At 67.4% G+C, this 22,998-nt stretch carries 23 protein-coding genes and 1 tRNA gene; 9 read left to right on the forward strand and 15 right to left on the reverse strand.

Annotated elements, in window-relative coordinates; translation table 11 throughout:
- Nucleotides 1-60: 60 nt before the first annotated feature.
- Genes sdhA through AC5P78_RS17335 form a run of 4 tightly spaced genes read right to left on the reverse strand, consistent with a single transcriptional unit; the run spans nt 61 to nt 2,885 of the window.
- Nucleotides 61-1,851: a succinate dehydrogenase flavoprotein subunit gene (sdhA, locus tag AC5P78_RS17320; RefSeq protein WP_005409078.1), complete on the reverse strand. Its 1,791-nt coding sequence runs from the start codon at nt 1,849-1,851 to the stop codon at nt 61-63.
- 31 nt (nt 1,852-1,882) lie between these two features.
- Nucleotides 1,883-2,269 carry a succinate dehydrogenase, hydrophobic membrane anchor protein gene (sdhD, locus tag AC5P78_RS17325; RefSeq protein ID WP_005409077.1) on the reverse strand — a complete coding sequence of 129 codons (387 nt, stop codon included), beginning with the start codon at nt 2,267-2,269 and terminating at the stop codon, nt 1,883-1,885.
- Nucleotides 2,266-2,658: a succinate dehydrogenase, cytochrome b556 subunit gene (gene sdhC, locus AC5P78_RS17330; protein ID WP_005409076.1), complete on the reverse strand. Its 393-nt coding sequence runs from the start codon at nt 2,656-2,658 to the stop codon at nt 2,266-2,268. Before sdhC ends, sdhD begins: the two co-directional genes overlap by 4 nt.
- A 56-nt stretch (nt 2,659-2,714) precedes the next feature.
- Nucleotides 2,715-2,885, reverse strand: coding sequence for a DUF1674 domain-containing protein (locus AC5P78_RS17335; protein WP_005409075.1), 171 nt, complete (start codon nt 2,883-2,885; stop codon nt 2,715-2,717).
- Nucleotides 2,886-2,924: 39 nt separating this feature from the next.
- Here AC5P78_RS17335 and ygfZ point away from each other — a divergent pair, with 39 nt between their 5' ends.
- Complete coding sequence (gene ygfZ, locus AC5P78_RS17340) at nt 2,925-3,800, forward strand: CAF17-like 4Fe-4S cluster assembly/insertion protein YgfZ (protein WP_043035021.1); 876 nt, start codon at nt 2,925-2,927, stop codon at nt 3,798-3,800.
- A gap of 127 nt (nt 3,801-3,927) precedes the next feature.
- Here the strand turns inward: ygfZ and AC5P78_RS17345 are convergent, their stop codons facing one another.
- On the reverse strand, nt 3,928-5,010 hold the full coding sequence (locus AC5P78_RS17345; RefSeq protein WP_076739262.1) for an ABC transporter ATP-binding protein: 1,083 nt from the start codon (nt 5,008-5,010) through the stop codon (nt 3,928-3,930).
- Between the two features lie 352 nt (nt 5,011-5,362).
- On the opposite strand from AC5P78_RS17345, the gene zwf reads away from it, so the two are divergent.
- The 5 genes from zwf (at nt 5,363) to eda (ending at nt 11,363) form a co-directional block, all read left to right on the forward strand.
- Nucleotides 5,363-6,799 (forward strand): glucose-6-phosphate dehydrogenase, encoded by a 1,437-nt coding sequence (gene zwf / locus AC5P78_RS17350; protein WP_005409072.1) that lies wholly within the window; start codon nt 5,363-5,365, stop codon nt 6,797-6,799.
- On the forward strand, nt 6,796-7,803 hold the full coding sequence (glk, locus tag AC5P78_RS17355; RefSeq protein WP_005412971.1) for a glucokinase: 1,008 nt from the start codon (nt 6,796-6,798) through the stop codon (nt 7,801-7,803). Before zwf ends, glk begins: the two co-directional genes overlap by 4 nt.
- Nucleotides 7,800-8,522 (forward strand): 6-phosphogluconolactonase, encoded by a 723-nt coding sequence (gene pgl / locus AC5P78_RS17360; RefSeq protein ID WP_005412970.1) that lies wholly within the window; start codon nt 7,800-7,802, stop codon nt 8,520-8,522. The genes glk and pgl overlap by 4 nt, the downstream gene beginning before the upstream one ends.
- A gap of 58 nt (nt 8,523-8,580) precedes the next feature.
- Nucleotides 8,581-10,497, forward strand: a complete 1,917-nt coding sequence (gene edd / locus AC5P78_RS17365) for a phosphogluconate dehydratase (protein WP_005409069.1) — start codon at nt 8,581-8,583, stop codon at nt 10,495-10,497.
- A 206-nt stretch (nt 10,498-10,703) separates the two neighbouring features.
- On the forward strand, nt 10,704-11,363 hold the full coding sequence (gene eda / locus AC5P78_RS17370) for a bifunctional 4-hydroxy-2-oxoglutarate aldolase/2-dehydro-3-deoxy-phosphogluconate aldolase (protein WP_005409068.1): 660 nt from the start codon (nt 10,704-10,706) through the stop codon (nt 11,361-11,363).
- Between the two features lie 331 nt (nt 11,364-11,694).
- On the opposite strand, the gene AC5P78_RS17375 is transcribed toward eda, so the two are convergent.
- From AC5P78_RS17375 to ispG, 3 genes are all read right to left on the reverse strand, one after another.
- On the reverse strand, nt 11,695-12,342 hold the full coding sequence (locus AC5P78_RS17375; protein WP_005409067.1) for a response regulator: 648 nt from the start codon (nt 12,340-12,342) through the stop codon (nt 11,695-11,697).
- A gap of 200 nt (nt 12,343-12,542) precedes the next feature.
- Complete coding sequence (locus tag AC5P78_RS17380) at nt 12,543-13,292, reverse strand: phosphatase PAP2 family protein (RefSeq protein ID WP_005409066.1); 750 nt, start codon at nt 13,290-13,292, stop codon at nt 12,543-12,545.
- A complete protein-coding gene (ispG, locus tag AC5P78_RS17385) occupies nt 13,273-14,538 on the reverse strand; it encodes a flavodoxin-dependent (E)-4-hydroxy-3-methylbut-2-enyl-diphosphate synthase (protein ID WP_005409065.1) in 1,266 nt (421 codons plus the stop codon). Before ispG ends, AC5P78_RS17380 begins: the two co-directional genes overlap by 20 nt.
- A 114-nt stretch (nt 14,539-14,652) precedes the next feature.
- Here ispG and AC5P78_RS17390 point away from each other — a divergent pair, with 114 nt between their 5' ends.
- Together AC5P78_RS17390 and AC5P78_RS17395 are read left to right on the forward strand one after the other, a co-directional pair.
- The gene (locus AC5P78_RS17390) at nt 14,653-15,879 is read left to right on the forward strand and encodes an ATP-binding protein (protein ID WP_060380643.1); all 1,227 of its coding nucleotides are present in this window, start codon (nt 14,653-14,655) and stop codon (nt 15,877-15,879) included.
- Nucleotides 15,876-16,439 carry a response regulator transcription factor gene (locus AC5P78_RS17395; protein ID WP_005409063.1) on the forward strand — a complete coding sequence of 188 codons (564 nt, stop codon included), beginning with the start codon at nt 15,876-15,878 and terminating at the stop codon, nt 16,437-16,439. The genes AC5P78_RS17390 and AC5P78_RS17395 overlap by 4 nt, the downstream gene beginning before the upstream one ends.
- A 138-nt stretch (nt 16,440-16,577) precedes the next feature.
- Here AC5P78_RS17395 and pgi read toward each other — a convergent pair whose 3' ends face one another.
- From pgi to pcnB, 7 genes are all read right to left on the reverse strand, one after another.
- On the reverse strand, nt 16,578-18,092 hold the full coding sequence (gene pgi, locus AC5P78_RS17400) for a glucose-6-phosphate isomerase (RefSeq protein ID WP_012479764.1): 1,515 nt from the start codon (nt 18,090-18,092) through the stop codon (nt 16,578-16,580).
- On the reverse strand, nt 18,089-18,469 hold the full coding sequence (gene panD / locus AC5P78_RS17405) for an aspartate 1-decarboxylase (protein WP_005409061.1): 381 nt from the start codon (nt 18,467-18,469) through the stop codon (nt 18,089-18,091). Before panD ends, pgi begins: the two co-directional genes overlap by 4 nt.
- A gap of 87 nt (nt 18,470-18,556) precedes the next feature.
- On the reverse strand, nt 18,557-19,054 hold the full coding sequence (locus AC5P78_RS17410) for a hypothetical protein (protein ID WP_044569834.1): 498 nt from the start codon (nt 19,052-19,054) through the stop codon (nt 18,557-18,559).
- 66 nt (nt 19,055-19,120) lie between these two features.
- Nucleotides 19,121-19,960, reverse strand: coding sequence for a pantoate--beta-alanine ligase (panC, locus tag AC5P78_RS17415; protein WP_012479762.1), 840 nt, complete (start codon nt 19,958-19,960; stop codon nt 19,121-19,123).
- Nucleotides 19,957-20,772, reverse strand: coding sequence for a 3-methyl-2-oxobutanoate hydroxymethyltransferase (gene panB, locus AC5P78_RS17420; RefSeq protein WP_005409058.1), 816 nt, complete (start codon nt 20,770-20,772; stop codon nt 19,957-19,959). The genes panC and panB overlap by 4 nt, the downstream gene beginning before the upstream one ends.
- 34 nt (nt 20,773-20,806) lie before the next feature.
- Entirely contained in the window at nt 20,807-21,292 is a 486-nt protein-coding gene (folK, locus tag AC5P78_RS17425) for a 2-amino-4-hydroxy-6-hydroxymethyldihydropteridine diphosphokinase (RefSeq protein ID WP_012479761.1), read from the reverse strand.
- Nucleotides 21,293-21,295: 3 nt separating this feature from the next.
- Nucleotides 21,296-22,675 (reverse strand): polynucleotide adenylyltransferase PcnB, encoded by a 1,380-nt coding sequence (gene pcnB / locus AC5P78_RS17430; protein WP_032965757.1) that lies wholly within the window; start codon nt 22,673-22,675, stop codon nt 21,296-21,298.
- A 52-nt stretch (nt 22,676-22,727) separates the two neighbouring features.
- Here pcnB and AC5P78_RS17435 point away from each other — a divergent pair.
- Nucleotides 22,728-22,802: transfer RNA gene (locus AC5P78_RS17435), tRNA-Glu, on the forward strand.
- Nucleotides 22,803-22,998 lie beyond the last annotated feature (196 nt).

The following is a 22,998-nucleotide window of genomic DNA, read 5'->3' on the forward strand; positions in this document are numbered from 1 at the left end:
TCTCGTTGGCTCAGGCGGCCCGCGCCCTTGGGCGCGGATTGCATGGTAGGCGGGGTCGGATCAGTACACGCGCGGCTTCGGCGGCACCACGGACACGTCGTCGGTCAACGTGTACATGTGCACCGGACGGTAGTCGAAGCTGCACTTGCCCTTCTCGTCGACGCTGACCAGGGTGTGCTTCTGCCAGTTGACGTCGTCGCGGTCCGGATAGTCCTCGTGCGCATGCGCACCACGGCTTTCCTTGCGCTGTTCGGCCGAGTTGATCGTCGCCACCGCGTTGAGCAGCAGGTTGTTCAGCTCGTAGGTCTCGATCAGGTCCGAGTTCCACACCAGCGAACGGTCGGAGACCTTCACGTCCTGGAACGAGTCGAAGATCTTGTCCATCTTCTCGCAGCCTTCCTTCAGCGTCTGGCTGGTGCGGAAGACGGCCGCGTCGGCCTGCATGGTGCGCTGCATGCGATCGCGGATGACCGAGGTCGGGGTATCGCCGTTGGCGTGGCGCAGTTTGTCCAGCAGGCCCAGCGCCTTGTCGCAGGCATCGGCCGGCAGCGGCTTGTGCGATGCGCCCGGCTTGATGGTCTCGGCGCAGCGGTTGGCCACCGCACGACCGAACACCACCAGGTCCAGCAGCGAGTTCGAGCCCAGTCGGTTGGCGCCGTGCACGGACACGCAGGCCGCTTCACCGATGGCGTACAGGCCCGGCACCACGGCATTGTCGTTGTCGCCGACCTTCTGCACCACTTCGCCGTGGTAGTTGGTCGGGATGCCGCCCATGTTGTAGTGCACGGTCGGGATGACCGGGATCGGCTGCTTGTGCACGTCGACGCCAGCGAAGATGCGGGCGCTTTCGGCGATGCCCGGCAGCTTGTCGTCGATCACGCCCGGGCCGAGGTGGGTCAGGTCGAGCAGGATGTGGTCCTTGTGCTCGCCGACGCCGCGGCCTTCGCGGATCTCGATGGTCATCGAACGGCTGACCACGTCGCGCGAGGCCAGGTCCTTGTAGTGCGGCGCGTAGCGCTCCATGAAGCGCTCGCCGCTGCTGTTGCGCAGGATGCCACCTTCACCGCGGACACCCTCGGTGATCAGGCAGCCGGCGCCGTAGATGCCGGTCGGGTGGAACTGCACGAACTCCATGTCCTGCATGGCAATGCCGGCACGCATGGCCAGGCCGCCACCGTCGCCGGTGCAGGTGTGCGCCGAGGTGGCGCTGAAGTAGGCACGGCCGTAGCCGCCGGTGGCCAGTACCACGCCCTGGGCGCGGAACAGGTGCAGGGTGCCGTCGGACATGTCCAGGGCCAGCACGCCGCGGCAGGCGCCTTCGTCGTCGAAGATCAGGTCGAGCGCGAAGTACTCGATCATGAAGCGCGCATCGTGCTTCAGCGACTGCTGGTACAGGGTGTGCAGCATCGCGTGGCCGGTACGGTCGGCCGCCGCGCAGGTACGCTGCGCCGCCGGGCCTTCGCCGTACTTGGTGGTCATGCCACCGAACGGACGCTGGTAGATCTTGCCTTCGGCGGTGCGCGAGAACGGCACGCCGTAGTGTTCGAGCTCGATGATGGCCGGGATGGCCTCACGGCACATGTACTCGATGGCGTCCTGGTCGCCCAGCCAGTCCGACCCCTTGATGGTGTCGAAGAAGTGGTAGCGCCAGTCGTCTTCGCCCATGTTGGCGAGTGCGGCCGAGATACCGCCCTGGGCGGCAACGGTGTGCGAACGGGTCGGGAAGACCTTGGTCAGGCACACGGTCTGCAGGCCCTTGGCGGCCAGGCCGAACGTGGCGCGCAGGCCGGCGCCGCCGGCGCCGACCACGACCATGTCGTACTTGTGTTCGGTGATCTTGTAAGCGGACATCTAATCTGGATTCCTGTGTTGGTGCCTGGGCTCAGGCAACGCCGAGGGCGATGCGGCCCACCGCAAACACACTGACGATCATGCCGAGCACGGCGACGAACTTCACCGCGGTCTGCAGCACCAGGGCCAGCAGCGATTCGTGGATGTAGTCTTCCAGCACGACCTGCATGCCGAGCTGCGCGTGCCAGAACATGGCGATCAGCAGGCCGATCAGCGGCACTGCGTTCCACGGCTTGGCCACGGCGGCGGCGGCGGTCGCGTAGTCCGAGCCCAGCAGGCCCAGCACGAAGACCAGGAACCAGATACCCAGCACCACCAGCGCGGCGGCAGTCAGGCGCTGATGCACGAAGTGCTCGGTGCCGGTCTTGGCCGAGCCAAGGCCACGCACGTTCTTCAACGGGGTACGGAACTTGCTCACGCGGCACCTCCGAACATCACATAGGCCCACACCAGCAGGGTGATCACCAGGCTGCCGGTGACCGACAGCCAGCTGCTGCGGATGAAGGCGGGGATGCTGAAGCCGATGGCGAAGTCCTGCACCACATGGCGGATGCCATTGCACAGGTGATAGGCGAACGACCATGTCCACGCGAACAGGAACACGCGGCCATACCAGGCCCCGGCATGGCCGGTGAAGCAGTTCCAGGACTCGGGCCCCATCATCAGGGCCAGCAGGCCGGCAGCGATGATGAGGGCACCAACAGACAGAAAGACGCCAGTGGCTCGATGCAGGATCGAGGTGGCCATCTGAATCTGCCAGCGATACACCTGAAGGTGCGGGGAAAGTGGGCGTTGTCTGGTCGCCATTCGCTGGGCTCGTTGTCTCGGCTGGGCGGCACGCGGCCGCGTTGGCTCAATGCTGATCAGAAATCGATGCAGCGTCCGTTTTTCTCCCAATCGCCATACCGCACCGGATCAAGTCCGCCGCGGCCGCCGAATTCTTCTGCTTTTTCCTGTTCCACGGGCACGGGTGCCGCGGGGACCAGCGGGGCTTCAGATTCGTCGTCGGGAGTGGGGGTTGTTTGGCCTATCATGTTCGGTCTCGCAACGCACAAATTTTAGACCTCGTTCACGTGCCTGACAACCTGCCCCCTGCTTTCGTCGGATATCCGCGCCTGCCCGGCCACCAGCTGCTGAGCCTGCAGGGCCCGGATGCGGCTGTCTTTGCCCACGCCCAGTTCAGCAGCGATGTCACCGCCCTGCCCCTGCTGCACTGGCAGTGGAGTGCCTGGTTGAGCGCCAAGGGCCGCACCCTGGCGGTGTTCCAGCTGCTGCGGTTGGCCGACGACCACCTGATGCTGGTGCTGGCGGATGGCGATGCCGATGCGATTGCGTCGCAACTGCAGCGCTTCGTGTTCCGCCGCAAGGTGAAGGTGCTGGTGCGCGATGATCTGGCGGCGGCCGGGGCATTCACTGCGCCCGAGGCCGCCAGCGGCGCTGCGATTGCGCAGGCCGCAGGTGATGGCTGGGAACTGGACCTGGGCAGCGATGCCCTGCCGCGCACCCTGCGCATTGGCGCCGCCGATGCCTTTGCAGCCGGCAGCGAAACCGATGAGGCCGCTTTCGCCCTGGCCTGGCGCCAGGCCGACCTGCGCTACGGGCTGCCGCGGCTGGAAGAAGGCCAGCGCGAGGTGTGGACCCCGCAGCAGCTGGGCCTGGACCGCCTGAACGGCTACAGCGTGAAGAAGGGCTGCTATCCCGGACAGGAAATCGTCGCCCGCACCCACTTCCTCGGCAAGGCCAAGCGCGCGGTGCAGTTGCTGCATACCGCAGCACCGGCACAGGCCGGCGATGGCGTGCAGCAGGATGGCGCGGCGCTGGGCACGATCGCCTGCGTGGCCGGCGACCTGGCACTGGCGGTGCTGCCACTGGAGGCCGGTGATGCTGACCTGCAGGTGGGTGATGCCATCGCGCAGCGCGTGCCGTTGCTGGATGGATTGGCACGCTGAAGCAGGTTGGTGGGGATCTGCACTGGTGGGTGCGGACCGTTGGTCCGCACGCCTGAAATGGTAGTGCCGGCCGCTGGCCGGCAACCAAGCACGGTTGAGGCTGCCGACCAGCGGCCGGCACTACCCGTTACAGGCGCTCGCCGGTTTCCGCGCTGAAGAAATGCAGGCCCTGCGGGTGGATCGCCACGCGGATCTGCTCGCCCACCGCCGGCAGCGCCTGCGGCGCCACGCGCATGGTCAGCGCGTGCTGGCCACTGCTCAGGTTGACGAAGATCTCGTTGCCGACCGGCTCGATGCCTTCGATGCGCGCGGTGAATGCATGCGTATCATCGGCGACCGCCGGTTGCAGGTGTTCCGGACGCACGCCCACCGCGATCGGCTTCTGCAGCCATGCCGGATCGATCGTGGCCTGGCCCAGCGGTGCACGCCACTCGCCGTCGACCACGGTCACGCCGCCGGCGTCGCCCTGCAGCGTGCCGCGCAGCACGTTCATCGCCGGGCTGCCGAGGAAGCCGGCCACGAACAGGTTGGCCGGGCGGTCGTACAGCGCCATCGGCGTATCGATCTGCTGGATGATGCCGTCCTTCAGCACCACGATGCGCTGGCCCAGGGTCATCGCCTCGACCTGATCGTGCGTCACGTAGATCATGGTGGTGCCCAGCTTGCGGTGCAGCTGCGCGATTTCGGTACGCACGCTGTGGCGCAGCTTGGCATCCAGATTGGACAGCGGCTCGTCAAGCAGGAACACCGCCGGCTCGCGCACCAGCGCCCGGCCCAGCGCAACACGCTGGCGCTGGCCGCCGGACATCGCCTTGGGCAGCTTGTCCATCATCTCGGTGAGGCCCAGCGTCTGCGCCGCCTCGGCGATGCGCTTGTCGATGGTGGCCTTGTCATGGCCGCGCAGCTTCAGGCCGAAGGCCAGGTTCTCGGCCACCGTCATGTGCGGGTACAGCGCGTAGCTCTGGAACACCATCGCGATGTCGCGATCCTTCGGCGCCACATCGTTGACCACGCGATCACCGATGGTCAGCGTGCCGCCGCTGATCTCTTCCAGGCCAGCCACCATCCGCAGCAGGGTCGACTTGCCACAGCCGGAGGGACCGACCAGCACCATCAGCTCGCCATCGGCGACCTCGAAGGTGGCGTCCTTCACCGCGACCTGGCCGTTGTCATAGACCTTGCGCACACCCTGCAACTGCACTTTTGCCATATCACCTATCCGATCCGCCCGAAGCCGGGCTGTCTTTTGGGACTGCCTCGGCCCTCCCGATGGCAGTGATGATTGCGCGCTTGCCGCATGACGGCGAGCACTGCAATCGAATACAGTTGCCCATTCTGCCATGTAAACGTTTTCACGTGGCACTATCCGATGATCGGTGCGCACCGATCTGCGTCGGCGGTTGAACGAAGGTTCCGCCGGGGTAGTGGTTTCGAATGGAACGGTCTTCCGGTGCCCCGGAGAACGCCCCCAACGAACCTCGGACAGGCAGTTGCGCGGATGTCCCCCGAACCCAGCCATGAAGCGATTGACAACGATGTCACCCGGATCTGAAACTCGAGCGATGCACGACACCCTCTTCCTGTTCGGTGCCACAGGTGATCTGGCCCAGCGCTACCTGTTCCCTTCGCTGCTTCGCCTGCTTGGCGACGGCCTGCTGCCGGAGGACTTCCGCATCCGCGCACTGGCGTTGTCCGGGCATGACACCGAAGCCTTCCATGACATCCTGCGCCCGCGCCTGCAGCAGGCCATGCCGATGGCCTCGCAGGACGACATCAACGGCCTGCTGCGCCGCATCGACTACCGTTCGGTCGACCTGCGCGACGTCGACTCTGTCGCCGCCGCCGTCTCCGATCTGGTGCATCGCAAGTGCGTCAGCTACCTGGCCATTCCGCCGGGCCTGTACATCTCCACCTGCGAAGGCCTGGCCAAGGGTGGCGCCCTCGCCGCGCCGGCACGCCTGATGCTGGAGAAGCCGATCGGCAGCGACAGCGAGAGCGCCGAGGAAATCATCAGCACCATCGGCCAGTGGATCGACGAGGACCGCGTGTTCCGCCTCGACCACTACCTCGGCAAGGCCGCAGTGCAGAACCTGATCGCGCTGCGCTTCGGTAACACGCTGCTGGAAGCGGTATGGAACCGCAACTACATCGAATCAGTGCACATCCTGGTGGCCGAGAGCGAAGGCGTGGATGGCCGCGACGCCTACTACGCCCGCTCCGGCGCACTGCGCGACATGGTGCAGAGCCACATCCTGCAGTTGCTGTGCATGGTGGCGATGGAGCCGCCGGCCTCGCTGGAAGCCGATCGCATCCGCGACGAGAAGGTCAAGGTGCTGCGCGCGCTGCGTCCGCTCGATGCCAGGCACGCCGCGCGTGACAGCATCCGCGGCCGCTATACCGCCGGCACCATCAACGGCCAGCCGGCGCAGGCCTACCAGCCGCCGGAAGGCAGCGACGTGGAAACCTTCGCCGGCGTCACCGCGCACATCGACAACTGGCGCTGGAGCGGCGTGCCGTTCCACCTGGTCACCGGCAAGCGCCTGCCCGAGCGCACCACCCGCGTGGTGGTCACGCTGAAGCCGGTCACCCACTGGCTGTTCGAGCGCCCGCAGCGCGCCCAGGCCGCACCGAACCGCCTGGTGTTCCAGCTGCAGCCGCAGGAGAACATCGAACTGGGACTGATGAGCAGCCTGGCCGGCCCGGAATGGGGTGCGCTGGAACTGCATCCGCTGGAACTGGAACTGTCGGTGCCGACCGGCCTGCATCGCCGCATCGCGTACGAACGCCTGTTCCTGGATGCGTTCAACGGCAACCACACCTTGTTCGTGCGTGACGACGAAGTGCGCGCCGCCTGGGCGTGGATCGACAGCGTGGCCGACGCCTGGAAGGAGGCCAAGCTGCCGCTGGAACCCTATCCCGCCGGCCAATGGGGCCCGAGCAACGCAACGGAGTTCCTGCCGCAGGGCGTGGACGCACCGGACAGCGAGGCGTCGGCATGAGTGCCAACTCGCAGCCGGTGCTGGTCGCCGACATCGGTGGCACCAACGCCCGCTTCGCCCTGGCCGACACCTCGCTGGACGCGCCATTGCTGAAGGAGAGCATCCGCGAGTACGCAGTGGCGGAGTTCCCGTCGCTTGGCGATGCCGCCCGCCATCACCTTGAGCAGATCGGCGCTGCCGCCAGCCGCGGCGTGTTCGCGGTGGCCGGCCGCGTAGACGGTGACGAGGCACGCATCACCAATCATCCGTGGGTGATCTCGCGCAGCCGCACCGCGGCGATGCTCGGTTTCGACGAGCTGCACCTGATCAACGACTTCGCCGCACAGGCGATGGCGATCTCGCTGCTGCAGCCCGAGGACGTGGTCCAGGTCGGTGGCGCCGCCTGGGTGCCGGGCAAGCCGGGGCAGCCACGCAACTATGCGGTGATCGGGCCCGGTACCGGGCTCGGCGTCGGTGGCCTGATCCTGCGCCACGGCCGCTGCTACCCGCTGGAAACCGAAGGCGGCCATGTCAGCTTCCCGCCGGGAACGCCGGAGGAGATCCGCATCCTGGAGATCCTGTCCGAGCAGTTCGGCCGCGTCTCCAATGAGCGCCTGATCTGTGGCCCCGGCCTGGTCAACATCCATCGCGCGGTGTGCGAGATGGCCGGTATCGACCCGGGCCAGCTGCAGCCGGTGGACGTGACCGCCCGCGCCCTGCATGGCGATCCGCAGGCAATGCGCACCGTCGATGTGTTCTGCGCCGTGTTCGGCGCCATTGCCGGCGACCTGGTACTGACCCAAGGCGCCTGGGACGGCGTGTTCCTCACCGGTGGACTGACCCCGAAGATGCTCGATTCGCTGCAGCACTCCGGGTTCCGCCAGCGCTTCGAACACAAGGGGCGGTTCTCTTCGATCATGGCGCGGGTGCCGTCGCTGGCCGTGATGCATCCCCATGCCGGACTGCTGGGCGCCGCCGCCTATGCCGCCGATGCCGAACGTGACGCACCTGGAGTTGCCGCATGAGCCCCACCTTCCACGACGACCGCGTCGAGTTCATCCACCATGGCGATGCCGACGGCTGGATCGAAGCGGTAGCCGCCGAGATGGCGCAGACCCTCAACCACGACATCAATGAAGTGGGCCGCGCCCGCATCCTGTTGTCCGGCGGCACCACGCCGGCACCGGTCTACCAGGCGCTGGCCGAACTGGACGTGCACTGGGACCGGGTTGAAGTGAGCCTGGCCGACGAGCGCTGGCTGTCGCCGCAGGATCGCGACAGCAACGCATGGCTGGTGCGCGAGCACCTGCTCAAGCGTGCCGAGGGTGCGCATTTCGATCCGCTGGTGCGCATTGGCAAACCCCTGCCGGAATGTGTGTACACCGCCAACCTGCAGGCCCAGCACAGCCAGCCGCCGAGCCTGGTGGCACTGGGCATGGGCAACGACGGCCACACCGCCTCGCTGTTCCCCGGCTCGAAGGACCTGGCCCGCGCACTGGAAAGCACCCTGCCCTACGCGGCGCTGGATGCCACCGGCTGCCCGGGCGCGAACCAGTGGCCGCTGCGCATCACGCTGACCCCGCATGGGCTGCGCCAATGCCGCCAGCGCCTGCTGCTGCTGCGCGGCAAGCAGAAGCTGCAGGTGCTGCGCCAGGCGTTGGACAGCAACGACGCCCAGCAGTACCCGATCCTCAACGCGATCAACCTGGAAGGCGCGCGCCTGCGCGTCCACTGGGCTGATTGATGTCGGCGGCGGCGCCCTGCCGCCGCTTGCCTCTCGCCACCTTGAACGCCGGTAGCCAATGAGCCTCCATCCGCAACTGCAAGCCATCACTGAGCGCGTCATCCGCCGCAGCGCCGCCTCGCGTGCCGCCTACCTGGCCGCGATCGACGCCTCCCTGCGCGAAGGCCCGTTCCGCAGCCGCCTGAGCTGCGGCAACCTCGCCCACGGATTCGCCGCCTGTGGCGGCACCGACAAGAGCCGCCTGCGCGGCGGCGTAACGCCGAACCTGGGCATCATCACCGCCTACAACGACATGCTCTCGGCGCACCAGCCGTTCGAGACCTATCCCGAGCAGATCCGCGAGATCGCCCGCGAGCTCGGTGCTACGGCACAGGTGGCCGGCGGTGTGCCGGCGATGTGCGACGGCGTCACCCAGGGCCGCGGTGGCATGGAACTGTCGCTGTTCTCGCGCGATGTGATCGCGCAGGCGACCGCGATCGGGCTCAGCCACGACATGTTCGACAGCACCGTCTACCTCGGCGTGTGCGACAAGATCGTGCCCGGCCTGCTGATCGGTGCGCTGGCCTTCGGCCACCTGCCGGCGGTGTTCGTGCCGGCCGGCCCGATGACCCCGGGCATCCCCAACAAGCAGAAGGCGGAAGTGCGCGAGCGCTATGCCGCCGGCGAAGCCACCCGCGAAGAGCTGCTGGAAGCCGAGTCCGCCTCGTACCACGGCGCCGGCACCTGCACCTTCTACGGCACCGCCAATTCCAACCAGGTGCTGCTGGAAGCGATGGGCGTGCAGCTGCCGGGCGCGTCGTTCGTCAATCCGGGCACGCCGCTGCGCGACGCGCTGACCCGCGAAGCGACCGAACGTGCACTGGACATCACCGCACTGGGCGACGACTTCCGTCCGCTGGGCCGGATCATCGACGAGCGCGCGATCATCAACGCGGTCATCGCGCTGATGGCCACCGGCGGTTCGACCAACCACACCATCCACTGGATCGCAGTGGCGCGTGCCGCCGGTATCGTGCTGACCTGGGACGATTTCGACGAACTGTCGCAGCTGATTCCGCTGCTGGCCCGCGTCTATCCGAACGGCGAGGCCGACGTGAACCGCTTCGCGGCCGCTGGCGGCCCGGCGTTCGTGTTCGGCGAGCTGATCAAGGCGGGCCTGATGCACGGCGATCTGGTCAGCGTGGCGCGCGGCGGCATGGCCGACTACGCACGCGAACCGCAGCTGCGCGATGGCCAGCTGGTCTATCTGCCGGGCCTGGAACGCAGCGCCGATGACGAGGTGGTGCGTGGCGTCGACAATCCGTTCGAGCACCAAGGTGGCCTGCGCCTGCTGCGCGGCAACCTCGGCAAGTCGCTGATCAAGCTGTCGGCGGTGAAGCCGCAGTACCGCACGATCGAAGCGCCGGCCGTGGTGGTCGATGCACCGCAGGTGCTGAACAAGCTGCACGCCGGTGGCCTGCTGCCGCAGGACTTCGTGGCGGTGGTGCGTTACCAGGGCCCGCGTGCCAACGGCATGCCCGAACTGCATTCGCTCGCGCCGCTGCTGGGCCTGCTGCAGAACCAGGGCCGGCGCGTGGCGCTGGTCACCGACGGTCGCCTGTCCGGCGCGTCGGGCAAGATTCCGGCGGCGATCCACGTGACGCCGGAAGCGGCACGCGGCGGTCCGCTGGCCAAGGTCCGCGAGGGCGACATGATCCGCCTGGATGGCGAGGCTGGCACGCTGGAAGTGCTGGTGGACGCGGCCGAATGGGCGGCACGTCCGCTGGCGCCGAACACAGCACCGGCTGCGCATGACCTGGGCCGCAACCTGTTCGCGATCAACCGTCGCGTGGTGGGTCCGGCTGATCAGGGTGCGATTTCGATTTCGTGCGGGCCGGCGGCGGCTGATGGCGGGCCGTGGGAGTACGACGCGGAATATGAGCTGGGGCACGATGCCGCAGCGGCGGCGGCGCCGCATGAGGCAAAAGACGCCTGAAGCGAAAAGCCGCGGCAGGCTTCCCGGCCTGGGCAGTAGAGCGCCCTGGCCGGGACACGCCGTAAACCCATCCATGGGGGCTCGGTCGCGGCATCCATGCCGCTCACGGTCCCGGCCAGGGCGCTCTACTGCCCTTGGACAATTCCCGGCGCGTCATTTGCGCTGCGGCCACTGAATCAAGAAGAGCAAAAGGCAAGGGCAAAAGCATGGGTATCGAACAACATCAGGTGAAGGCGGCGGAGCTGTTGCGTGCGGCGGGCATCCTGCCGGTGGTGACGATTCATACGCTGGACCAGGCGCGGGCGGTCAGTGCGGCGCTGCTGGAAGGTGGCTTGCCGGCGATCGAGCTGACGCTGCGTACGCCAGTGGCGATGGAAGCATTGGCGATGCTCAAGCGCGAGCTGCCGGACGTGGTGGTGGGTGCCGGTACGGTGCTGACCGTGGAGCAGATGCAGCAGTCGATCGATGCGGGTGCGGACTTCCTGGTGACCCCGGGTACGCCGCCGGCACTGGCTGATGCACTGGCCGCTGCACCGCTGCCGGTGGTGCCGGGTGCGGCCACCCCGACCGAGCTGCTGTCGCTCTACGCCCGCGGCTTCCGCGTGTGCAAGCTGTTCCCGGCCACGGCTGTGGGTGGCCTGGCAATGATCAAGGGACTGGCCGGCCCGGTGGCGGACCTGAAGCTGTGCCCGACCGGCGGCATCACCGAGAACACCGCCGCCGAATACCTCGAGCAGAAGAACGTGGTCTGCATCGGTGGTTCGTGGATGGTGCCGGGCAACTGGATCGCCAACGGCGAATGGGACAAGGTGCGCGCCAGCGCCGCAGACGCCGCCAAGATCATCCAGCGCGTACGCGGCCACTGAGCCCGACAAAGGTGCAGAGCCGAGCCCATGCTCGGCTCCGGCATCATCAGGGGTCAGAGCCCTTTCCCACCGGGAAAGGGATCCGACCCCGGGCGACGAGTGCGCAAAGCACGCGACCCGCTCCTGCTCTTCCTTCTTCAATTCCGCGCTGGACGCGCACGGAACCTGTCCGTGGCCCCGCGGAGGGATTGCGCAGGGGCGTAAGCGCCATGGATGGCGCGCCCGAGCCTCCAGGGATGGATTCACGGCGTCCCCTGCGCAATCCCTCCGCAGGGCCAACCCCACGAATCCTGCCGCACACCGCGAGGGGCTCAGCCGTTGGCCGAACCCCTTACAGCGGCCGTGCCGGATCCACCAACCCGTACTGGCTGGCCATCCGCGCCAGCGCGATGTTGTCGTGGATCCCCATCTTCTCGAACAACCGCGCCTTGTGCGTGTTCACCGTCTTCGCACTCAGGCTCAGGCGCCGCGCGATGTCTTCCTGGCGCAGGCCCTGGGTCAGCAACAGCGCCACCTCAAGCTCGCGCGGCGACAGGTTGTCGAACGGCGAACCATTGCCTTCCACTGTCGACAGCGCCAGATTCTGCGCGATGCTGGTGCCCAGGTAGCGACGACCGGCCGCCACATCACGCACCGCACGCAGCAGTTCCTGCGCATCGCAGCCCTTGCCGATGTAACCGGCCGCACCGGCTTCGAGCAGGCGCTTGGGCAGCGGGCCGTCTTCCAGTACCGACACGATCACCACGCGGGTATTGCGGTGGCTGCGGACGATGCGCTCGGTCACTTCCATGCCGCTCACGCCCGGCAGGTGCAGGTCGCACAGCACCACATCCGGCAGCAGCTGGCGGACTTCACGCAGCGCGTCTTCGCCGGTCTCGGCTTCGCCCACCACCTCGATGTCGGTTTCCCCCGACAGAATCATCTTCATACCGGTGCGGACCAGCGCGTGGTCATCCACCAGGTAGACTCGAATCGTCATTCATGTACCTCTTCGAATGCGGCCATTGCAGGTCAAGCTAGGCAGGGTGCCGATACCCTGCAAGCGCGTCCGGAATGCGGCATCGGCGATCTGCCTTGCGCATCACAGTACCGCGCGTTGTGCTTGCCCCCTGTCTTGCAGAACCTGCTGCAACGAAACAACTGATCTATCACGTAGACGTCCCTCAAGGGCCATCCACGTCAAACCCCCTGTGTTGGTGCTTCGCTGGCCTTCGCTGGCGGCGGGCCGTGACGTCGCCAAGGGTGCCGGCGACTGAACATGACCAGATAGCACCCTACCACCCAAACCAGCGCGGCACACCATCCGGCCAGGATGTCGGAGGGGTAATGCACCCCCAGATAGACCCGCGACACGCTTACCAGCAGGCTGAACGCGGGTGCCAGCATCAGTACCGGCCAGCGCCAACGGGTGTTCCAGGCGAGCAGTACCAAGGTCACGGCAAGGGTCATCGAACCCATCGCATGCCCGCTGGGGAAGCTGAACGTCGATTCCGGCGCGATCGATTCCCACAGGCTGGGGCGCTGCCGCTGGAAGAACTGCTTGCTGCCCATGTTCAGCAGCGCCGACCCTACGAAGCTGACCGCGACGAAGGTCGCCTCGCGCCAGCGCCGGTAGCCCAGCAGCACGCCGATGATCAGCACGTCGGCCGGGATCAGGAACCACTCGTAGCCCAGTTTCGAGATGAGCACGAAGAAGCGGTCCAGCCACGGCGAATGCAGGCCATGCATCTGCCACAGCAGGGGCGCGTCGAAATGGAACGATTCAAACTCGTGCACTTCATCCGCCAGGGCAACAAAGCCTGCCAACGGCAGCAGCACGCCACCGAACAACAGGACCAGGCGCCAGGCGTTGCGCGCCATCCAGTGGCGGAAGCCGGAGGCGGACTCCGGTGCGGCGAGGATCGCAGGCTTATCCGGCGCTTCGGACATACGTGTGTTCGACGTAATCGTCGATCAGGGCGACGAACTCCTGGGCGATGTTGTCGCCACGCAGGGTCACCTTCTTCTCACCATCGACGAACACCGGCGCCGCAGGCGTCTCACCCGTGCCCGGCAGCGAGATGCCGATGTTGGCGTGACGCGATTCGCCCGGCCCGTTGACGATGCAGCCCATCACCGCCAGGGTCATGTTCTCCGCCCCCGGGTGGTGGATCTTCCACAGCGGCATCTTCTCGCGCACGTGGTTCTGCACCACCTTGGCCAGTTCCTGGAAGAACTCGGAGGTGGTACGGCCGCAGCCCGGGCAGGCCGTGACCAGCGGCGTGAAGGCACGCTGGCCGGTGGTCTGCAGCAGTTCCTGGGCGACGATCACTTCCTGCGTGCGCGACTGGCCCGGCTCCGGGGTCAGCGAGATGCGGATGGTGTCACCGATGCCTTCCTGCAGCAGCACGCCCAGCGCCGCGGACGATGCCACGATGCCCTTGCTGCCGATACCGGCCTCGGTCAGGCCCAGGTGCAGGGCGAAGTCGGAGCGCTGCGCCAGGTCGCGGTACACCGCGATCAGCTCCTGCACGCCACTGACCTTGGCCGACAGCACGATGCGATCGCGCGGCAGGCCCAGCTCCACCGCCTGCTCGGCCGAATCCAGCGCCGAGCGGATCAGCGCCTCGCGCAGCACGCGGCCGGCGTCCCAGGGCTGTTCGCGCAGGTTGTTCTCGTCCATCAGCTTCGCCGCCAGGGCCTGGTCCAGCGAGCCCCAGTTGGCGCCGATGCGCACCGGCTTGTTGTAACGGATGGCGAATTCGATCAGCTGGGCGAACTGCAGATCCTTCTTCTTGCCGAAGCCGACGTTGCCCGGGTTGATGCGGTACTTGGCCAGTGCTTCGGCACATGCCGGTTCGGCGGTCAGCAGCTGGTGGCCGTTGTAGTGGAAATCGCCGATCAGCGGCACGTCGATGCCCATCATCGCCAGCTTGTCGACAATGCGCGGGATCGCCGCAGCGGCTTCCACGGTATTGACGGTCAGCCGCACCATCTCCGAACCGGCACGCCACAACTCGGCCACCTGCTTCACGCTGGAGGCGACGTCGGAGGTGTCGGTGTTGGTCATCGACTGCACCACCACCGGCTTGCCTCCGCCCACGGTGACTCCGCCGATCTGGACGGCATGGGTCTGGCGGCGCGGCCAGGCAGTGGCATCGGAGGGCGGAGTCGGGCGGGTGACGGCGTCGTGCATGGGCGCATTCTACCGCCCGGCCCTGCATTCGGGGTGACTCGCATTCAGCCGGCGGCACGGCTGCGGCCGATTGTCGCAGGCACGGTCACGCGCGAACGCATACGATGAGCGTGAATGACCGGTCCCGACGCCCCGTTTCTCCGAACCCTGTGCAGCCTGCGCTGGCTTGCAGTAGGCGGCCAGGCCGCCACCATCCTGGTCGCCACCTGGGTGCTGGGGCTGCCGTTGCCGCAGCTGCCGCTGTGGGCCGGCGTGGCGGTGCTGACCCTGTTCAACATCTACACCCAGCTGCGCCCGGAAGCGGCCGACACCGCACCGCTGACTGCATTCGGCCACATCCTGGTGGACGTGATCATCCTGACCTGGATGGTCGGCTGGAGCGGCGGCATGGCCAATCCGTTCAGCTCGCTGTTCCTGATCCTGATCGCACTGGCCGCGTTCGCCCTGCCCCTGCGCTGGGCGCTGGCGGTGGCACTGGCCTGCCTGCTCGGCTACGCCGCCAGCGGCATCTTCGGCCAGTCGCTGCCGGACGGCTATTTCCGCGCGCAGGACCTCAACCGCTGGGGCGTGGTCGCCAATTTCCTGATTTCCGCGGCGGTCGTACTGGCCTTCTCCACCCGCCTGGCGCTGGCGCTGCGCCAGCGCGAACTGGAACTCTCGGCCCTGCGCGAACGCTTCGCCCGCAACGAGGGCATCGTCGCCCTGGCCACCCATGCCGCCTCGGTGGCGCATGAACTGAACACGCCGCTGGCAACCATGACCCTGCTCGCCGACGACGTGGCCGAACGCAGTGAAGAGCCGGAAGTGCGCGAGGACATGGAAACCCTGCGCGAGCTGCTGGTGCAGTGCCGCGAGCGCGTGCTGGCGCTGGCCGCACCGGCCTCGGCCGATGCGCCCGGACGCAGCCATTCCAGCGCGCAGCAGGTGCTGGAGCAATGGCGCCTGGTGCGACCGACCATCGACCTGCACCGCAACGACGATGCGCCGCTGCGGCTGCCGCTCGACCCGGGCGTGGGCCACCTGCTGATGGTCCTGCTCAACAATGCCGCCGATGCCGGCGAACAGGCCGGCCGGCCGCGCGTGGACCTGGACCTGCGCATCGAAGGCGACGATCTGATCGGCGAAGTACGCGACTACGGCCACGGCTTCAACGCACGCGCCGCGGTGCTGCCGGGCAAGCTGTTCGGCAGCAGCAAGAGTGAAGGCATGGGGGTCGGCCTGGCCCTGTCCCATGCCACGATCGAACGCCTCGACGGCGAGATGTGGATGCGTCCGGCCCAGGGGGCCGGCAGCCGCGTCGGCTTCCGCCTGCCGCTGGCCCCACGCGAGGAAACCCCATGAGCGCCTCAACCCTCGGCCTGCTGGTCGACGACGACGAACTGTACCTGCGCACCCTGCAGCGCAGCCTGGCCCGCAAGGGGCTTGAAACGCAGACCGCGCAGGATGCCGCCAGCGCGCTGGCACTGGCGCGCCAGCACCCACCCGCGTTCGCCCTGATCGACCTGAAGCTGGGCAGCGATTCCGGCCTGGCGCTGATCCAGCCGCTGCGTGCGCTGCGCGCGGACATGCGCATCCTGCTGGTGACCGGCTACGCCAGCATCGCCACCGCGGTGGAAGCGATCAAGCTCGGTGCGGACGATTACCTGCCCAAGCCAGCCACGGTGCCGATGATCCTTCGCGCTTTGGGCGAGGAGGATGACGGCCCGGCCGACGATGGCGAAATGGAAGTGCCCGACGCGATGACACCGATCAGCCGCCTGCAGTGGGAACACATCCAGCAGGCGATGCACGAGACCGGCGGCAACGTGTCGGCAGCCGCGCGCCTGCTCGGCATGCACCGGCGCTCGCTGCAGCGCAAGCTGGCCAAGCGGCCCAGCCCGGAACGCGACCCGAGCCGCTGAGGCACCACGCCCTTCATGGTAGTGCCGGCCGCAGGCCGGCAACCCGTCCGCTCTGGTAGTGCCGGCCGCTGGCCGGCATCCAGGTGATGCTTCGATCGTTCATGAGGTTGCCGGCCAGCGGCCGGCACTACCAGAGCCTCAGCCCTTCAGCTGCGCAAGGATCTCGCGGGTCATCGGGTCGGCAACGGCCACATCCTCGCCCTGAAGCGCCGGCAGCAGGCCGCTGGCCAGCTGCTTGCCCAGTTCGACACCGAACTGGTCGAAGGCGTTGATGTTCCAGATCACCGACTGCACGTACACGGCGTGTTCGTACATGGCGATCAGCGCACCCAGCGCCTGCGGGGTCAGCGCGTCGAGCAGGATCAGCGTGCTCGGGCGGCCGCCCGGGTAATCACGGTGCGGGTCGTCGCTGCCCTGGCCATTGGCCAGTGCTTCGGTCTGCGCCAGCAGATTGGCCAGCAGGGCCTGATGATTGATCGTGTAGGGATCGTCGTTGTGCACGCAGCCGATGAAGTCGGCCGGAACGATGCTGGTGCCCTGGTGCAGTGCCTGGAAGAAGCTGTGCTGCACATCGGTGCCCGCGCCTCCCCACCACACCGGCACGGTATCGGTGGTGACCGGCTGGCCATCACGCTGCACACGCTTGCCCAGGCTTTCCATCACCAGCTGCTGCAGGTAGGCCGGCAACAGCGCCAGGCGCTGGTCGTAGGTCATCACCGCATGCGTGGCATGGCCCAGCAGGTTGCGGTTCCAGATGTCGGTCAGGCCGTGCAGCACCGGCAGGTTGCGCTCCAGCGGTGCATCCAGCGCATGCGCATCCATCTGCGCAGCACCTTCCAGCAGCTGTTCAAAGCGCTCGAAGCCGATCGCCAGCGCGATCGGGAAACCGACCGCAGACCACAGCGAATAGCGGCCGCCGACCCAATCCCACATCGGCAGCACACGATCGGCGGCGATGGCAAAGGCCTTGGCGGCACGTTCCGGATTGGCACTGACCGCGTACAGGCGATCGCTGCCCCCCAGCCAGTCGTGCAGGATCTGGCCGTTGAGCAGGGTTTCCTGGGTGCCGAAGGTCTTGGAGATCAGGATGCCGGCGGTCTTGGCCGGATCCAGCGTGGCCAGCGTACGCTGCATGGCCGCGCCGTCCACGTTCGATACGAAATGCACGCGCAGGCGCGCACCGCTGACCGGACGCAGCGCGTCGGCGACCAGGCGCGGGCCAAGGTCGGAACCACCGATGCCGACACTGACTACATCGGTCACGCCACTGTCTTCCAGCGCGCGCACCAGCACGCCCATGCGCTGGCGGATCTCGCGCGCGGTGGCATAGGCCTCGGCCGCCACCGGCGCATCGACCACGTCGCCGCGCAGTGCGGTGTGCAGCGCGGCGCGACCCTCGGTCAGGTTGACCTGCTCGCCACGGAACAGGCGGGTGATGGCACCACCGACATCACGGTCGGCAGCCAGCGCCAGCAATGCCTGCAACGCCGCGGCATCGTATTTCTGCCGGGCGAAGTTGACGTACAACGGACCGACCCGCAGCGCCAGGTCCTGCACGCGGCCGGGTTCGGCGGCGAGCAGGCCGGGGATGCTTGCGCCCTTCAGGCGCTGGGCGTGGGAATGCAGCGAGTCGAATCCGTTGTTCGTTGTCATGCGGCCTGGGTCGGGATCGTGTCGTTGGTGTGGGTGATCTGGTTCTTGCCATCAACGTACACCAGCTTCGGCTTGAAGCTGTCGGCTTCCTGCTCGGTCATGCTGGCGAACGCGGCAATGATGATGATGTCACCGACCTGCACGTGGCGCGCGGCGCCACCGTTGAGCGAGACAACGCCACTGCCGGCTTCGGCGCGGATGGCATAGGTCGAGAAGCGCGCACCGTTGGTCACGTCCCAGATGTGCACCTGCTCGAACTCGCGGATGCCGGTGGCAGCCAGCAGGTTGTCATCGATGGCGATCGAGCCTTCGTAGTTCAGCTCGGAATGGGTGACGGTGGCGCGGTGGATCTTGGTCTTGAGCAGGGACAGGTGCATGGGGGCGCTGCAACGGCAAAGGAAAGAGCGGATTCTAGCACCCGCTTGGCCGTCGTCAGGGGCCTGCGGCAGGACGCTGAAGGCCGTTCAGGCGCCCTCGCCCGGCGGCGGCGGCGTGGCATGGACGGCACCGCCCTGCAGTGACAGCCTGAACACCGTATGGAAGGCCAGCCCGGAGGCCAGGCCCAGGCCCCCTGCAGCCAACACCGTCAGCCCATAGCTGATCACATCGAATGTATCGACATAGCGCAGGCGCTGCAGCAGCGGCCCATGGATCGCGCCCGGCCACTCATGGATGGCCATGGCCAGCGCGCCCAGAGCAGACCCTGCAAGCACGAAGCGGGTCCGGCGCAGGGGCCACCGAGACCGCAGGAGCAACGCCATCGGCAGGAACACCGCGATGGCGACGCAGACGCCCAGCCCGAACATCAGTCCACCGCCGGTGAGCGCGGGCATCGGCGTGCGCCTGAATTCGAGCGCGAACAACAGGCCGCCAAACAGTTGCGCCGGCAGCATGCCGGCAGCCAGCACGGCCAGGATCAACGCCTGCGCAAGCCGACCAGCGTCAGTGGAGGGTGTCTTCATTGCCGTTCTCCCGTCCATGGGAAGGTGCGAGGCGCCCATTGTGGGCGCCCCCGGGCCGCATGCGGCTCAGAACTCCAGGTTGTCGATCAGGCGGGTGGAGCCCAGGCGCGCGGCGATCAGCGCTACGCGGCCACCGCCATCGAACGTCGGCTCGGCCAGCTCCGGGGTGCGCAGCACCGCATAGTCGACCTGGAAACCGGCCGCCTGCAATGCCGCCGTGGCGTCGGCCTCGATGCGATCACGCGCCTGCCCGGCCACGTAGCCTTCGCGCATGCCCAGCAGGGTGCGGTGGATGGTGGTCGCGACCGGGCGCTGTTCGGCGCTCAGGTACTGGTTGCGCGAACTCTTGGCCAGGCCATCCTCGTCGCGCACGATGTCCGCGCCGACGATCTGGATCGGGAACGACAGCTCAGCCACCATCTGCCGGATCACCGCCAGCTGCTGGTAGTCCTTGCGGCCGAACACGGCCACGTCCGGCTGCACCTGCAGGAACAGGCGCGCCACCACCGTGCAGACGCCATCGAAGTGGCCCGGGCGGCTGGCACCTTCCAGCACCTCGCTCACGCCGGGCGCGTGCATCTGCGTGGTCTTGTCCACGCCCAGCGGGTACATGGCCTCGACGCTGGGCAGCCACACCGCATCGCAGCCGACCTGCTCAAGCCCGGCCACATCGGCCTCGGGCGTACGCGGATAGCGGCTGAAATCCTCGTTCGGCCCGAACTGGGTCGGGTTGACGAAGATGCTTGCCACGACCTTGTCGGCGTACTGGCGGGCCAGGGTCACCAGCGAATGATGGCCACCGTGAAGGTTGCCCATGGTCGGCACCAGCGCCACGCGGAGGCCCTCGCGCTTCCACTGGGCGATCTGCTCGCGCAATGCGCCGAGCTCGTTGAAGGTCTGGATCATGAGGCGTAAGCGTGCTGTTCGTCGGGGAAGCTGCCGTCGCGCACGGCGTCGGCGTAGGCGCGGGTGGCACCGGCCACCGAACCGCCTTCGGCAAGGAAATCCTTGACGAACTTGGGGCGGCGATGGCCACTGTCCAGGCCGAGGAAATCGTGCAGCACCAGCACCTGGCCGTCGCACTGCGGGCCGGCACCGATGCCGATGGTCGGCACCTCCACCGCAGCGGTCACCTCGGCGGCAACCGGGGTCGGCACGCACTCAAGCACCATGATGCTGGCGCCGGCAGCGGCCACGGCCCTGGCATCTTCCACCAGCTGGCGCGCGGCATCGCCGCGGCCCTGGATCTTGAAGCCGCCCAGGCGCAGCACCGACTGCGGTGTCAGGCCCAGATGCGCACAGACCGGAATCTCACGCTCAACCAGGTAGCGGATGATGTCGACCTTGAAGCCGGCACCTTCGATCTTGACCATCTCGGCACCGGCCTGCAGCAGCTGCAGCGAAGCATCCAGCGCGCGCTCCGGAGTGGCATCGGCACCGAACGGCAGGTCGGCCACCAGCAGCGCGCGCTGCAGCACACGGGCCACGGCGCGGGTGTGGTAGACCATGTCGGCCACGGTCACCGGCAGGGTCGAATCATGGCCCTGCACGACCATGCCCAGCGAATCGCCAATCAGGATCAGGTCAACGCCATTTGCGTCGAAAGTGCGGGCGAAGCCAGCGTCGTAGGCGGTCAACATGACCAGCTTCTGGCCATTGCGCTTGGCCTCGGCCAGGGCGGGAACGGTCCAGGGCTTGCTGTCTGCGTGGGTGCTCATGTGCTGATAACCGGGGGAGATAACCCGGGCATTATCACCCTATCGGCGCGATCCCGCAGGCATCCACCCGCATCACTGCATCCCGCACGCGGCCATGCCCGGGGATGGCCAGATCCGGCGCGATTTCGGCCAGCGGCACCAGCACGAAGGCACGCTCGTGCATGTAGGGGTGCGGCACCTGCAGGCCGGGCTGGTCGAGCACCTGCGCGCCATACAGCAGCAGGTCCAGGTCCAGCGCGCGCGGCCCCCAGTGCACCGCCGCATCACGCACGCGGCCAAAGCCCTGCTCCAGCGCCAGCATCGCCTGCAGCAGTTCATCGGCTGCCAGTGACGTTTCGACCGCGGCCACCGCGTTGACGAACGGTGGCTGGTCTTCATTGCCCCAGGCCGGCGTTGCGTACAGGCGCGAGGCCTGCAGCACGCGGGTCCCAGGCAGGCCGTCCAGCGCAGTGATCGCCGCGCCGACAGTCGTGGCCGCATCGCCGAGGTTGGCGCCGAGGCCGATCCACGCTGGCGTCATTGCTTATTCGCCAGCTGCACCGGCCGAGGCCCCCGGGCGGCGGCGACGACGGCGACGCTTGCGCGGTGCTCCGTTCTCGTCATCGCCCTCTTCGCTGTGCATCGCGTCCAGCGAAGATTCCAGCTCGCGGCCCGACTGGGCCTGTGCCTCGCGCCAGAATTCAACATCGGCAGCGTGCTCGGCCGAGGCCACCTGGCGCAGGCTGAGGAAGTCGAACGCGGCGCGGAAGCGCGGATGGGTGAGCGTGCGGAACACGCGCTTGCGCTGGCGCGAGCTGAAACGCGACTGCAGCAGCCAGATTTCCTGCATCGGCAGCGAGAAGCGGCGCGGCAGCGCGATGGTGCTCAGCTGCTGCACGGTGACGCGGTCGGCGGCACGACGCTGCGCCTCTTCCGGCGCCACGCCCTGCTTGAGCAGGGTCGCCTGGGCGCGGCAGAACGCCGGCCACAGCAACAGCGCGAACAGGAACGCCGGCGAGACCGGCTCGTCGTTGGCCACGCGGGCATCGGTATTGGCCAGGCCCTCGACCAGCATGCGGCGCAGCGCGCCGGTGCGGTTGGACTTCAACGCCCTGGCGCTTTCCGGGAACAGCACGTCGAGCAGACCGTAGCGCTCCAGGCCTTCGAAGCTGGCCACGCCGTGCCCGGACAGGAACAGCTTCAGCACTTCCTCGAACAGGCGTGCCGGCGCGGCTTCGTTGAGCAGGCCAGCCAGCTGCGGGATCGGCGCGGCGGTGCCCTCTTCGATCTGGAAGCCGAGCTTGGCCGCCAGGCGCACGGCGCGCAGCATGCGCACCGGGTCTTCCTGGTAGCGCTGTACCGGGTCGCCGATGAGCTTCATCAGGCGCGCCTGCACGTCTTCGAAGCCACCGGTGTAGTCACGCACCGAGAAGTCCTCGATGGCGTAGTACAGGGCGTTGCAGGTGAAGTCGCGGCGGACGGCGTCGTCTTCGATGGTGCCGTACACGTTGTCGCGCACAAGCATGCCGTTTTCCATCTCGCGGTCGCCACTGCCGTCATCGCTGTTGGCGCGGAAGGTGGCGACTTCGATGATCTCGCGGCCGAACACAACGTGGGCGAGGCGGAAACGGCGGCCGATCAGGCGGCAGTTGCGGAACAGCTGCTTGACCTGTTCGGGCGTGGCGTCGGTGGCCACGTCGAAATCCTTGGGTTGGCCATTGACCAGCAGGTCGCGCACCGCGCCGCCGACAAGGTAGGCGCCGAAGCCGGCATCGCGCAGGCGATAAAGCACGCGCAGGGCGTTCGGGCTGATGTCCTTGCGGGAGATCGTGTGCTGGTCGCGCGGGATGACGCGCAGGCTGAACGGTGATGTAGCAGAGGAAATGATGTTGGCGCTTCCGGTTGAAGTTTCGGGATTGCCCAATGGCATCGAGGTGCATATACTAGCGCTCCTGCCTCGGCAGCGACACAGTTACGCTCCCTTCGTCTAGTGGTTAGGACGTGGCCCTCTCAAGGCTAAAACAGGGGTTCGAGTCCCCTAGGGAGCGCCAGTCGCCGCAGCAGGAACCGAAAAAGCCCGCCTTGTGCGGGCTTTTCTGTTTTCCGGGCCTGCAATCGGCTTGAGCCGGTGGGGTCACCCAGGGCAGGACACGCCGTAAACCCATCCATGGGGGCTCAATGGCGCCATCCATGGCGCCAACGGTCCTGCCCTGGGTGACCCCACCGGCTCTGGACGGTTTCCCGCGA

Source organism: Stenotrophomonas sp. YJH_SMC_133 (assembly GCF_059370655.1).